Annotated in this window: 12 protein-coding genes; 3 read left to right on the top strand and 9 right to left on the bottom strand. The window is 73.6% G+C overall.

The window, feature by feature from the left end:
* The first annotated feature begins 46 nt into the window (after positions 1-46).
* Positions 47-2,035, top strand: a complete 1,989-nt coding sequence (locus tag ACWDXC_RS09930) for an ATP-dependent DNA helicase (protein WP_375072194.1) — start codon at positions 47-49, stop codon at positions 2,033-2,035.
* Positions 2,036-2,086: 51 nt separating this feature from the next.
* Here the strand turns inward: ACWDXC_RS09930 and ACWDXC_RS09935 are convergent, their stop codons facing one another.
* The 7 genes from ACWDXC_RS09935 to ACWDXC_RS09965 form a co-directional block, all read right to left on the bottom strand.
* Positions 2,087-2,842: an SGNH/GDSL hydrolase family protein gene (locus ACWDXC_RS09935; protein WP_219506616.1), complete on the bottom strand. Its 756-nt coding sequence runs from the start codon at positions 2,840-2,842 to the stop codon at positions 2,087-2,089.
* 69 nt (positions 2,843-2,911) lie between these two features.
* The gene (gene aroB, locus ACWDXC_RS09940) at positions 2,912-4,000 is read right to left on the bottom strand and encodes a 3-dehydroquinate synthase (protein ID WP_449980144.1); all 1,089 of its coding nucleotides are present in this window, start codon (positions 3,998-4,000) and stop codon (positions 2,912-2,914) included.
* Complete coding sequence (locus ACWDXC_RS09945) at positions 3,997-4,497, bottom strand: shikimate kinase (protein ID WP_219506618.1); 501 nt, start codon at positions 4,495-4,497, stop codon at positions 3,997-3,999. The genes aroB and ACWDXC_RS09945 overlap by 4 nt, the downstream gene beginning before the upstream one ends.
* On the bottom strand, positions 4,494-5,675 hold the full coding sequence (gene aroC, locus ACWDXC_RS09950) for a chorismate synthase (RefSeq protein ID WP_449980146.1): 1,182 nt from the start codon (positions 5,673-5,675) through the stop codon (positions 4,494-4,496). The genes ACWDXC_RS09945 and aroC overlap by 4 nt, the downstream gene beginning before the upstream one ends.
* A 43-nt stretch (positions 5,676-5,718) precedes the next feature.
* A complete protein-coding gene (locus tag ACWDXC_RS09955) occupies positions 5,719-6,354 on the bottom strand; it encodes a prepilin peptidase (protein WP_449980148.1) in 636 nt (211 codons plus the stop codon).
* A gap of 134 nt (positions 6,355-6,488) precedes the next feature.
* The gene (locus tag ACWDXC_RS09960) at positions 6,489-7,022 is read right to left on the bottom strand and encodes an SseB family protein (protein ID WP_449980151.1); all 534 of its coding nucleotides are present in this window, start codon (positions 7,020-7,022) and stop codon (positions 6,489-6,491) included.
* A 162-nt stretch (positions 7,023-7,184) separates the two neighbouring features.
* Positions 7,185-8,270: an FUSC family protein gene (locus ACWDXC_RS09965; protein ID WP_219506626.1), complete on the bottom strand. Its 1,086-nt coding sequence runs from the start codon at positions 8,268-8,270 to the stop codon at positions 7,185-7,187.
* Positions 8,271-8,392: 122 nt separating this feature from the next.
* On the opposite strand from ACWDXC_RS09965, the gene ACWDXC_RS09970 reads away from it, so the two are divergent.
* Complete coding sequence (locus tag ACWDXC_RS09970) at positions 8,393-8,932, top strand: TetR/AcrR family transcriptional regulator (RefSeq protein WP_219506628.1); 540 nt, start codon at positions 8,393-8,395, stop codon at positions 8,930-8,932.
* A 302-nt stretch (positions 8,933-9,234) separates the two neighbouring features.
* Here the strand turns inward: ACWDXC_RS09970 and ACWDXC_RS09975 are convergent, their stop codons facing one another.
* The gene (locus ACWDXC_RS09975; RefSeq protein WP_449980154.1) at positions 9,235-9,903 is read right to left on the bottom strand and encodes an alpha/beta fold hydrolase; all 669 of its coding nucleotides are present in this window, start codon (positions 9,901-9,903) and stop codon (positions 9,235-9,237) included.
* 100 nt (positions 9,904-10,003) lie between these two features.
* Between ACWDXC_RS09975 and bar the strand changes: the two genes are divergently transcribed.
* Positions 10,004-11,116 (top strand): barbiturase, encoded by a 1,113-nt coding sequence (gene bar, locus ACWDXC_RS09980; protein WP_449980157.1) that lies wholly within the window; start codon positions 10,004-10,006, stop codon positions 11,114-11,116.
* 43 nt (positions 11,117-11,159) lie between these two features.
* Here the strand turns inward: bar and ACWDXC_RS09985 are convergent, their stop codons facing one another.
* Complete coding sequence (locus ACWDXC_RS09985; RefSeq protein ID WP_449980160.1) at positions 11,160-12,326, bottom strand: pyridoxal phosphate-dependent aminotransferase; 1,167 nt, start codon at positions 12,324-12,326, stop codon at positions 11,160-11,162.
* Positions 12,327-12,336: the final 10 nt, after the last annotated feature.

Raw genomic sequence — 12,336 nt, forward strand, 5'->3', positions numbered from 1 at the left:
GGATGCGTATGGCCGATCACACCGCGTTCGGCGCGGCGACCTCGGAATGCGGGTAGCGTTTACTGCCGTGCCGGACTCCCATCTCCCGTCAGCGGACTCACTGCTCAGCATCGCGGTCGACGCTCTCGGAGGGAGCGAACGCCACGGCCAGATCAGCATGGTCAAGGCCGTGCAACAGGCCATCGACGCCGAGGAGCACCTGGCCGTCCAGGCGGGCACCGGCACCGGCAAGTCCCTGGCCTACCTGGTGCCCTCGATCCGGCACGCCATGGACACCGACACCCCCGTGGTCGTCTCCACGGCCACGATCGCGCTGCAGCGCCAGCTCGTCGACCGCGACCTGCCCCGGCTGGCCGAGGCGCTGGCCAAGGAGCTGCCGCACGAGCCGACGTTCGCCATCCTCAAGGGCCGCCGCAACTACCTGTGCCGCTACAAGGCCACCGCCGGCTGGCCCGAGGACGACGAGCAGGACCAGCTGTTCGACCCGCGCGAGGTCAGCGCGACCGGCCGCATGGTCCAGCGCATCCAGGAGTGGGCCGACGAGACCGAGACCGGCGACCGCGACGAGCTGGTGCCCGGCGTGAGCGAGCAGGCCTGGCGGCAGTTCTCCGTCAGCGCCCAGGAGTGCCTGGGCGCCACCCGCTGCCCCAGCGGCGCCGAGTGCTTCGCCGAGCTGGCCAGGGCGCGGGCCGGCGAGGTCGACGTCGTCGTCACCAACCACGCGCTGCTGGCCATCGACGCCATGGGCGACCTGCCGGTGCTGCCCGAGCACGACCTCGTCGTCGTCGACGAGGCCCACGAGCTGGTCGACCGGGTCACCTCGGTGGTGACGAGCGAGCTGTCGGAGAGCTCGGTGTCGCTGGCCGTGCGCCGGGTGGGCCGCCTCATCGAGCAGCCCATCGCCGACCAGCTCCTGGAGGCCGGCGAAGACCTCAAGGCGCTGCTGGCCGCCGCCCCGCCCGGCCGCGTGGACGAGCTGCCCGAGGTGCTCGGCCTGACGCTCGCGCTGGTGCGCGACAGCGCCGCCCGCTGCCTGACCGCGCTCGGCCCGCGCGGCGGCGACAAGGACGACCCCGACCGCGCCGGGCAGCGCAAGGCCGCCTTCACCGCGCTCGACGAGGTCCACGACACGGCCGTGCGCATGCTGGAGGCCTACGGCCACGCCTCCGAGGCCGACCGGGCCGAGGTCGTGTGGCTGGAGGCCGGCACCGACCGCCGCCCGCCGATGCTGCGCGTCGCCCCGCTCAACGTGGGCGGCATGCTGCGCGACAAGCTGTTCGGCGACCGCACCGTGGTGCTCACCTCCGCCACGCTGGCGCTCGGCGGCACGTTCGACGGCATGGCCCGGCAGTGGGGGCTGGGCGACAAGGGCTGGCAGGGCATGGACGTCGGCTCGCCGTTCGACCACCCGCGCGCCGGCATCCTCTACGTCGCCAAGCACCTGCCCCAGCCCGGCCGCGACGGCCTCCCCCAGGCCTACCTCGACGAGATCACCGAGCTGATCGAGGCCGCGGGCGGGCGCACGCTCGGCCTGTTCTCCTCCATGCGGGCCGCCAAGGCCGCCACCGAGGCGCTGCGCGAGCGCCTGGACGTGCCGCTGCTGTGCCAGGGCGACGACTCGACCATGCTGCTGGTCAAGCAGTTCGCCGAGGACGAGAGGACCTGCCTGTTCGGCACGCTGTCGCTCTGGCAGGGCGTCGACGTGCCCGGCCCGTCGCTGCGGCTGGTCATCATCGACCGCGTCCCGTTCCCGCGCCCCGACGACCCGCTCACCTCGGCCCGGCAGCGCCACGTGGCCGCCCGCGGCGGCAACGGCTTCATGACCGTGGCCGCCACCCACGCCGCGCTCCTGCTCGCCCAGGGCACCGGCCGCCTGCTGCGCTCCCAGGACGACAAGGGCGTCATCGCCGTCCTCGACCCCCGGCTGGCCACCGCCCGCTACAGCGGCTTCCTGCTGGGCTCGCTCCCGCCGTTCTGGCGCACGACCGACCCCGCCGTCCCGCGCGCGGCCCTCAAGCGGCTCGCCGCCGAATGACACGATCCCGTACGGATGCCGTACGGGATCGTCAGGTGAGCGGGCGGGCGGTCAGGACCAGACCGACAGCTCCGGCCGCTTGGGCGCGAGCCCGTCGCCCGAGGAGACGCCGCGCAGGCGGCGCGACACCCACGGCACCAGGTGCTCGCGCATCCACTGGGCGTCCTCCTTGCGGCGGGCGCGCGGATCCACGGCCCGCTCCGGCCACGACTTGTGCCAGTCGTCGAACGGGACGCCGAGGATGTCGAGCACGCGGGCGGCCACCAGCCGGTGACCGTCGGCGTTCATGTGGAGGCGGTCCTCGCTCCACGCCCGCCAGTCGCGCAGGCCCTGCATCGACCACTGGTCCACCAGGTGGCAGCCGTAGAGGTCGGCGATCGAGCGCACGTGCAGGTAGAAGACAGCGAAGCGGCCGCGCAGCCGCCGCATCAGCGGCATGTCACGCGGGTCGACACCGGTGAACAGCAGCACGTCGGCGCCGCAGGATCGCAGCTCGCGCACCGCTCCCGCCAGCCGCTTGGCCATCACGTCGGGGTCGCTGCCCGGCCGCAGCAGGTCGTTGCCGCCGGCGCAGAGGCTGACCAGGTCAGGAGCCATCTGCACGGCCGCGGGGACCTGCTCGGTGACGATCTGGTCGAGCAGCCTGCCGCGCACCGCCAGGTTGGCGTAGCGGAACGACGGATCGTCCTGTGCGAGCCGTTCTGCGACCCGGTCGGCCCAGCCTCGGTAGTGGCCGTTGGTGCCGGGGTCGTTCAAGCCCTCGGTGAAACTGTCACCGAGCGCCACGAAGGAGCCGTAATGCCTCATGACCTGCTGTTCATCTCCGCTTTTTCGTCGTGCCGCGGCGTGGGCCACGACTGTAGTGGCCCACACACGTTAATGCCCGGTGACACGCGCGACGGCACAGTAGGCGGCTTCCAAAAGCTCCTCGGGCGGGTCCACCAGCCGGCCGGGCCGGGCCAGGCCGTCGAGCACGACGAAGCGCTGCTTGGCGCCGCGGTTCTTCTTGTCGAGGCGCATGTGGTCGCGCAGCCTCGGCCAGGCGTCGGCCGGGTAGGCGGTGGGCAGGCCGACCGACGTCAGGATGGCGCGGGTGCGCTCGACCATGTCGGGCCCGACGCGGCCGTCGAGCCGGGACAGCTCGGCGGCGAACACCATGCCGATGGCGACCGCCTCGCCGTGGCGCATCCGGTAGCTCTCCGCGCGCTCGATCGCGTGGGCGAGCGTGTGGCCGTAGTTGAGGATCTCGCGCAGCCCGGCCTCGCGCAGATCCGCGCCGACCACGTCGGCCTTGACCTGGATCTTGCGCTCGATCAGCTCGCGGGTGTGGCGGCCCTCGGGCCTGGTGGCGGCGTCGGGGTCGTCCTCGACGAGCTCGAGAATCCGCGGGTCGGCGATGAAGCCGCCCTTGATGATCTCGGCGAGGCCGGCCACGTAGTCGGCGCGCGGCATGCTGGGCAGCGTCGCCAGGTCGCACAGCACGCCCGCCGGAGGCAGGAAGGTGCCGACCAGGTTCTTGCCCTCGGGGGTGTCGATGCCGTTCTTGCCGCCGACGGCCGCGTCGACCATCGCCAGCAGCGTGGTGGGGACGAGCACGACCTGCACGCCGCGCAGCCACGTCCCGGCCACGAACCCGGCCAGGTCGGTGGTCGCGCCGCCGCCCACGCCGACGACCGCGTCGGAACGGGTGACGCCGTGGCGGCCGAGCGCCGACCAGAGCTGGGCGGCCACCTCGACGCTCTTGGCCTGCTCGCCGTCGGGCACCGGCAGCGCGACCACGTCGAACCCGGCGTCGGACAGCGCCGCGCACACCGGCCGCGAGATCTCCGGCAGGCTCTCCGGGTGGATCACCGCCACCGTGCGCACCCCGGGCCTGAACAGCCCCGGCAGCTCGCCGAGCACGCCCGTGCCGACGACGACCTCGTACGGGCTGTCGCCGCGCACGGCGATCCGCGTCACGCTCATGCCCCCAGGCCCTTCAGGATCTCGTCGGCCAGCTCGTCGGGCTCACGCCCGCCGGTGTCGACGGTCAGCACGGCCAGCCGCTCGTAGACGGGCCGGCGCTCCTCCATCAGCCGCTTGAGCTGGCTGCGCGGGTTGAGCACGAGCAGCGGCCTGGCCGAGGCGAGGCCGACCCGCTGCACCGCGTCGGCCAGGCCGACCTGAAGGTAGACGACCGGGTGACCGGCGAGCAGGGCCTGCGTCTCCTCGTGCAGCACGGCGCCGCCACCGAGCGACAGGACGCCGTCGTGCTCGGCCAGCGCCCGCCGCACCGCCTCGTGCTCCAGCTCGCGGAAGCGCTCTTCGCCGTCGTCGATGAAGATCTCGCTGACGGGCTTGCCCGCGACGGCCTCGACGTCGGCGTCGGTGTCGCGGAAGGCGACGCCGAGCCGCTCGGCGAGGAGGCGGCCGAGAGTGGTCTTGCCCGACCCGGGCGGGCCGATCAGCACGGCCTTGGTCATTTGATCACCATGGATGAGAGGTAGCCGGACAGGTTGCGGGCGACTTCCTCCACGGAGTCGCCGCCGAACTTCTCCAACGCGGCGTCGGCCAGCACCAGCGCCACCATCGCCTCGGCGACGATGCCCGCCGCCGGGACCGCGCACACGTCGGAGCGCTCGTGGTGGGCCTTGGCGGCCTCGCCCGTCTTGACGTCGATCGTGGCCAGCGCCCTGGGCACGGTCGAGATGGGCTTCATCGCGGCGCTGACGCGCAGGATCTCGCCGTTGGTCATGCCGCCCTCGACGCCGCCCGCCCGGTTGGTGACGCGCCGCACGCCGTCGCCCGTGCTGTAGGCGATCTCGTCGTGGGCCCGCGAGCCGGGCCTGCGGGCGGTCTCGAAGCCGTCGCCGACGGCCACGCCCTTGATCGCCTGGATGCCCATGAGGGCGCCGGCCAGCCGCGAGTCGAGGCGCCGGTCCCAGTGCGTGTAGCTGCCCAGGCCGGGCGGCAGGCCGTAGGCCAGCACCTCGACGACGCCGCCCAGCGTGTCGCCGTCCTTGTGCGCCCGGTCGATCACCTCGACCATGGCGGCGCTGCCCGCCGGGTCGGCGCAGCGGACCGGGTCGGCATCGACGCGGGCCAGGTCATGGGGGCCGGGCAGCTCGTCGGCCGGCGTGACGGCGTCGCCGATCGAGGTGACGTGGCTGACGATGTCGACGCCGAGCGCCTGCTTGAGGAAGCGCCTGGCCACCTCGCCGAGCGCGACGCGGGCCGCCGTCTCGCGGGCGCTGGCCCGGTCGAGCACCTGGCGGGCGTCGTCGAACCCGTACTTCTGCATGCCGGCCAGGTCGGCGTGGCCCGGCCGGGGCCGCGAGCGCGGCGCGTTGCGCGCCAGGCCCTCCAGCTCCGCCGGGTCGACCGGGTCGGCCGACATGACCTTCTCCCATTTGGGCCACTCGGTGTTGCCGATGCGGACGGCGACGGGGCTGCCCATGGTGCGGCCGTGCCGCACCCCGCCCACGATCGTCACCTCGTCCTGCTCGAACTTCATGCGAGCGCCGCGCCCGTAGCCGAGGCGGCGCCGGCGCAGCGCCTCGTCGATGGCGGCCGTGGTCACCTCGACCCCGGCGGGCAGGCCTTCCAGAATGGCAACGAGCTCGGGGCCGTGAGACTCTCCGGCAGTCAACCAGCGCAACATGCCTCCAAGTCTTCCATGCGCGGCCCAGTGGGATGTCCGGCGTTCATCCACCGAGACAGAGCCCGGCCAGGGCGCCGAGCAGCATGAACGGCCCGAACGGGAACTGGGTCGCGCGTGTCGCGCGCCGGGTGGCCAGCAGGACGACCGCGTACAGGGCGCCCAGGAACTGCCCGCCCAGCGCCGCGACGGCCCACGCCTGCCAGCCGAGCGCCCCGCACGCCAGGCCGATCAGCCCGGCCAGCTTGACGTCGCCCAGCCCCAGGTCGGCCGGCCTGACGAACCAGAGCACGCCGTACGCGGCGGCCAGCGCGAGGCCGCCGAGCAGCGCCCTGGGCAGCTCACCGGTGGGCAGCAGCGCCAGCGCCAGGATCGGGTACGACGGCAGCGTGATCACGTCCGGCAGGCGGCTGGTGCGCCAGTCGACGAAGGCCAGCGCCGTCCCCGCCACCGCCGCGTACACGTACGGCAGGCCGGCCCGCCAGGCGACGAGCACGGTCACGACGGCGGTGACCACCTCGGGCAGCGGCGGCCAGGCCGGGACCGGGACGGTGCGCACGAGGGCGCGCAGCGCGGCGCGGGCCTCGGCCCGATGGTCGGCGGGGTCGGGGGCGAAGGCGCCGGCCAGGGTCCTGACGTAGCGACCGGCGACGAGGCCGAGCACCCCCAGCAGTGCGAGCACGGCCCGACACTATTGCGGGCGCGGGCCCGGCCGTCGGACGATTTCCAGATGGGCGGGGACCAATTCACCAGGACCGCCGTCGTCCTCTCGACCTTCGTGCTGGCGCCCGTCCTGCTGGAGCAGTTCGTACGGGCTCAGTTCGTGCGGCGGCGGAACCAGCGGCGTCGGGCGACCGGCTCGACGCGGGCGACGGTCACGCCGGGGAGCTGGTCTAGCGTGCCGGACTCGACGGCGGCCAGCGCCCGCAGCACGTCACCCTCGATCACGAACGGCACCGGGCCCGCCACGTCCACGACCACCGCGGCCGCCTCCTCCCCCACGGCCGCCCGGCACACCTGCAGCGTGCTCGCCTGGATAGGCCGGGCGTCGGGACGCCACCTGATCAGCGCCTCCGTGCCGGTGAACGCCAGCACCGCCTGCCTGCCGTCCTTACCGACGAGCTTGGGCAGGGCCATCTCGCTCTCCTTCTCCTGCCGCAGGCCGTGCTCGCCCACCTCGGACTCGGTGAGCAGGGCCACGACGGGCACCAGGAGGCGGGCGCCGGTGAGCGCGTTGAGCACCCGGTCGGGGCCCGCCGCACCCCGCTGGTAGTCGTCCAGCGCGGCGGCCACGGCGGGCGCGACGCCGCCGTCGTCGTCGGGGTCGAGGGGTTGCGGAATGCTCGGCACAGCGTCCGAGACTACCCGCGCCCCCTCCCGCCCCGCCCACCAGGCTCACGCCGCCGATCCCGTACGACGACCCCATGACGTGCGGCCGTGAGACGGGGCAGGGAGTGACGGGTCAGGGACGGGACGGGGCGAGGAGTGACGGGTCAGGGAGGGACGGGAGGGTCAGGGGCGGGGTGGGACGTTCACGGGGGGCAGGGCGGCCGTCGACTCCTCCTCGCCGGTGCCCGTCGCCCGGAGCAGGTCGACCACGATCGAGCGGAGCTGGGCCACGATCACGTCGGCGGAGAAGCCCAGGCGTTCGGGGCGCTGGCGGGTGGCGACGGCCAGCAGCGCCTGCCTGGCCAGCACGGGCTCGCGGCCCGCGCCCAGCTCCAGTTGCAGCAGCAGCGCCGCCTCCGACACCTCACGGAGCGAGTCGGCCAGCGCGGGCGGGGGCGGCGGGTACTCGCCGAGCGCGGCCAGGGTGCGGCGGGCCAGCACGCGGGCGTTCCTGAGCGCGTGGTCGACGGGCTCGGCGGCCGTCTCGTACCGGGCGAGCCTGGCGCGGCGGTGCCAGTGCATCGGGGAGATCATGATGATCTCCTTGCTGGTCTGCAGCGCCTGCTCGAACTCCTCCACCGCCGCCTGGGTGCCGCGCGCCTCCTCCAGCGCCTCGGCGGCCAGGTCGGCGTCGCGCTTCTCGATCGCCACCGCCGCCTGCTCCAGCGCCGTGGACAGCGCGTCGAGCACCCCGGAGGCGTGTTTGGCCGCGATCGTCAGCGGGCTGGCGGGCATGAGCGCCACGGCGGCCAGGCCGACGACGCCGCCGGTGAGCGCGTCGAGCATGCGGTCGAAGCCGCCCATGTCGTCGCCGGGCACCACCGCCGCGACCAGCACGGCCGAGGATGCGGCCTGCGCGGCGAACAGCGCGCCGCTGTCGAGCAGCACGGCGGTCGCCATGGCCAGCGCCACCACGAGGGCGATCTGCCAGGGGCCGGAGCCGATCCAGGCCACGAGCAGGTCGCCGACGCCGACGCCGAGGCTGACGCCCACGACGAGTTCGGCCACCCGGCGCAGCCGCTGGCCGAGGCCGATGCCGACGCTGATGAGCACCGCGATCGGGGCGAAGAAGGGACGCGTGTGCCCGAGGAACTGCGTGGCGATCATCCACGCCACGGCCGAGCCTACGGCGGACTGCGCGATCGAGGGAGCCGTCAGCCCGAACGTCCGCAGCCGCTCCCGCATGTGATCGCCGAGCTTCGTACCCACCCTTCCCACCCTGACGGATCTTTATGACATTACGGTCACACAGTCCAAGGCGGGCGATAACGGCCAGTATTCCCGCGTCGCGTTGGCCTGGGGCGCTTGGCGGGCCCCCTATTGTCGTCATCGTGGAACCAAGGAGCCGGGAGGGCACCCGGCGGCGCATCCTCGACGCGGCCCGCCGGCTGTTCGCCGAGCACGGCTACGACGAGGTGACCATGCGCATGCTCGCCGCCGAGGCGAACGCCAACGTCGCGCTCATCAACCGATATTTCGGGTCGAAGCGGGAGCTGTTCGCCGAGGTGCTGGCCCAGCAGGGGCGCTTCCCCGGCGTGCTCGACGAAGGCGACGACCTGGCCGTGCGGCTCGCCGAGTACGTCGCCGACCGGCTCGGCTCCGAGGCCGACAGCCCGGTGCTCGCCACGCTCACCCGGTCCGGGTCCAGTCCCGAGATCCGCAGCATCACCAAGGACCGGGTCCGCACCGCCATCCTGGAGCCGCTCGTCGACCGCCTGCCGGGCGAGGACGCCGAGCTGCGCGCCACGATCGCCACGGCGATCGTCATGGGCAGCGGCCAGTTCCGCCAGCTCTTCGGCCCGGCCACGACGACGCCCCGCGACAAGGTCGTCCAACGGCTCACCGCCGTCTTCCGCGCCTGCCTCACCTGACCCCGTCCGGCCTCCACGGCACCGCCCCTCCGCAACACGCCGGGCTGACCCCGAAAGGGGAGCGCCTGCCGGGGGCCGCCGTCCGGGGCACTGCCCGAGCGCCACGTCCGCGACCCCGGAGCCGCCGCAGCACGCCCGTGGAGCCGCCGCACCAGCCCAAAGGCACCCCCGAGAGGGGGGTGTAGTGCTCCCCAGGGTGAGCGGCGGGCGTTCGGTGGGCTGGTGGTGCGTACGGGCCCGGGGTCGGGGTGGGCTGGAGGGCGGGATCCCTCGACGGGGTGGGGCGCTTGCAGGGGACGGAGTCAGGCAGAGAGGAAGGTGTCCAGGGCCGTTTTGAAGGCCTTGGGGTTGGTGACGTGGACGAGGTGGCCGGCTTCGATGGTGACGAGGGCGGCGCCGGGGATGCGGGCGGCGAGGCGGTCGGCGCGGAAGGGGCTGGCGGCGCCGCCGGAGATGACGAGCGTCGGGGCGGTGATCCGGGCGAGCCCGGCGAGCCAGGCCGGGTCGGGGTCGAGGAACTGCCGTTCGGTGTCGTGCATCATGCGCCAGTCGAAGCCGGTGGAGTCGTCCTCCACGAGCGGCGCGCGGCCGTGCATGGGCTCGGGGGCGGCGGAGTCCTCGATGACGAGGCGGGTGACGCGGCCGGGGTGGTTCATGGCCAGGTGGTAGGCGACCATGCCGCCGAGGGAGTGGCCGACGACGACGGCGCGGTCGATGCCGAGGGCTTCGAGCAGGCCGGCGACGTCCTCGGCCATGTCGGGGATGGCGTACGTGCCGGGCCGGTCGCTGGCGCCGTGGCCGCGCAGGTCGGGTACGAGCACGTGGTGGCGCCGGGCGAGGTGCTGGGTGATGCCGTTCCAGTCGTTGTGGTCGGCGGTCCGCCCGTGCAGGAGCACGAGCGCCGGCGCGGCCGGGTCGCCTTCTTCGCGGTACGTCAGCTTGATCCCGTTGGCGACGGTTTCACGAATCACACCTGGACCCTACTGGCACACATTGCCGGTGTGGCCGTGCGGCGGCGTCACTAGCGTCAGGCTGGGTATGCCGATCGACGTGGCGGGAAGGGGCGGGCGGATGCCGGATCCGATCGAAGTGCGCAAGGTGCCGATCGAGAGCGTGACCGACGCGTCGGGGCTGGCGCGGCTCATCGACGACGGGGTGATCGAGGCGCACCGGGTGCTGGCCGTGGTGGGCAAGACCGAGGGCAACGGCGGCGTGAACGACTACACGCGCATCCTGGCCGACCGCGCCTTCCGTGAGGTGCTGGCGTCGCGGGGGCATCCGGCGCCGGAGAGCGTGCCGCTGGTGTGGTCGGGCGGCACCGACGGGGTGCTGAGCCCGCACGCCACGATCTTCGCGACGCTCGACCCGGCGCGGGCGGTGCCGTCGGACGAGCCGCGCGTGTCGGTCGGGGTGGCGATGAGCGAGGTGATCCTGCCGGAGGACATCGGCAGGCCCGCCATGGTGGAGAAGGTGGCCGCGGGGGTGCGTGAGGCGATGAAGCTCGCCGGCATCGACGATCCGCGTGACGTCCACTACGTGCAGACGAAGACGCCGCTGCTGACGCTGGCGACGATCACCGAGGCGCGGGAGCGTGGCCAGGACACCGCGATCGAGGAGACGGGCCCGTCGATGGACCTGTCCAACTCGACCACGGCGCTGGGGGTGGCGGTGGCGCTCGGGGAGATCGCGATGCCGTCGGCGGAGCAGATCCACAAGGACCTGTCGCTCTACTCGTCGGTGGCGTCGTGCTCGTCGGGGGTGGAGCTGGACCGGGCGCAGATCGTGCTGGTGGGCAACGTGCGCGGCATCGGCGGTCGCTATCGGGCGGGGCACGCGGTGATGCGCGACGCGCTGGACGCCGACGGCATCTGGGCGGCGATCCGCGACGCCGGCCTGGCGCTGCCGGACCGGCCGCACCACTCCGACCTGGGCGGGCGGCTGGTGAACGTGTTCATGAAGTGCGAGGCCGACCCGTCGGGGCGGGTGCGGGGGCGGCGCAACATCATGCTGGACGACTCCGACGTGCACTGGCACCGCCAGATCAAGGCCGCGGTGGGCGGGGTGGCCGCGGCCGTCACGGGCGATCCGGCGGTGTTCGTGTCGGTGGCGGCCGTGCACCAGGGCCCGTCGGGCGGCGGGCCGGTGGCGGCGATCGTTGACCTGGCGGCGGACGGCCAGGGCTGACGGGGTCGACGAGGGCTGAGGAGACCGGCCGGGCCGGCCCGGCTCAGGCCGACAGGCGCTTGAGCCGGGTCACGGCCTCGTCGATGACCTCGTCCTTCTTGCAGAAGGCGAACCTGACGAAGTGCCGGCCGCGCTCGGGGTGCTCGTAGAAGACCTGCGTGGGGATGGCGACCACGCCGGCGAGCTCGGGCAGCCGCTGGGTGAAGGCGAGCCCGTCGGTGAAGCCGAGCGGCCGGATGTCGGTCTGCACGAAGTACGTCCCGGCCGGCCCGAACACCTCGAACCCGGCCGCCGCCAGGCCCTCCATCAGCCGGTCGCGCTTGTCCTGGAGGGAGTCGCGCAGCGCGGCCACCCAGGCGCCCTCGTGCCGCAGCCCGTAGGCGACGGCGACCTGCCAGGGCGCGCCCGCGGTGAAGGTGAGGAACTGCTTGACCGACTGCACGGCGGTCACGAGCGGCGCGGGCGCGCACACCCAGCCGGTCTTCCAGCCGGTGACGGAGAACGTCTTGCCCGCCGAGGAGATCATCACGGTGCGCTCGCGCATGCCGGGCAGCGTGGCCAGGGGCACGTGCTCGACGCCGTCGAACGTGAGGTGCTCGTACACCTCGTCGGTGATGGCGATCAGGTCGTGCTCGCGGCACAGATCGGCGATGACGGTCAGCTCGTCGCGGGTGAGCACGGTGCCGGTGGGGTTGTGCGGGGAGTTGACGAGGATCGCCCGGGTGCGGGAGGTGACGGCGGCGCGCAGTTCGGCGGGGTCGAACGTGAAGCGGCCGGCCACGGGCCGCAGCGTGACGCCGACGAGGCGGGCCTGGGCGAGCGCGATCGAGGCCGCGTAGGAGTCGTAGTACGGCTCGAACGCGATGACCTCGTCACCGGGCTCGCACAGCGCCAGGACGGCGGCGGCGATCGCCTCGGTGGCGCCGACGGTGACGAGCACCTCGCCGGCCGGGTCGTAGGACAGGCCGTAGTGCTCGCGGCGGTGCTCGGAGACGGCCTGGCGCAGCTCCATCACGCCGGGGCCCGGCGGGTACTGGTTGGCGCCCGAGCGGATCGCGTGCACGGCCCGGTCGAGCATGGCGGCCGGGCCGTCGGTGTCGGGGAAGCCCTGGCCCAGGTTGATCGCGCCGGTGCGGGTGGCGAGCGCGCTCATTTCCGCGAAGATCGTCGTGCCGAAGGAGCGCATCCGGGAGACAAGTGGTTCCGTCACAGCCTCACAC

Source organism: Nonomuraea sp. NPDC003214, assembly GCF_053590035.1.

Coding starts and splice junctions, on each gene's coding strand:
- aroC (WP_449980146.1), bottom strand. CDS start 5,675: ATGTTGCGCTGGTTGACTGCCGGAGAGTCTCACGGCCCCGAGCTCGTT.
- ACWDXC_RS09945 (WP_219506618.1), bottom strand. CDS start 4,497: ATGACCAAGGCCGTGCTGATCGGCCCGCCCGGGTCGGGCAAGACCACT.
- ACWDXC_RS09935 (WP_219506616.1), bottom strand. CDS start 2,842: ATGAGGCATTACGGCTCCTTCGTGGCGCTCGGTGACAGTTTCACCGAG.
- ACWDXC_RS09930 (WP_375072194.1), top strand. CDS start 47: ATGCGGGTAGCGTTTACTGCCGTGCCGGACTCCCATCTCCCGTCAGCG.
- bar (WP_449980157.1), top strand. CDS start 10,004: ATGCCGGATCCGATCGAAGTGCGCAAGGTGCCGATCGAGAGCGTGACC.
- aroB (WP_449980144.1), bottom strand. CDS start 4,000: ATGAGCGTGACGCGGATCGCCGTGCGCGGCGACAGCCCGTACGAGGTC.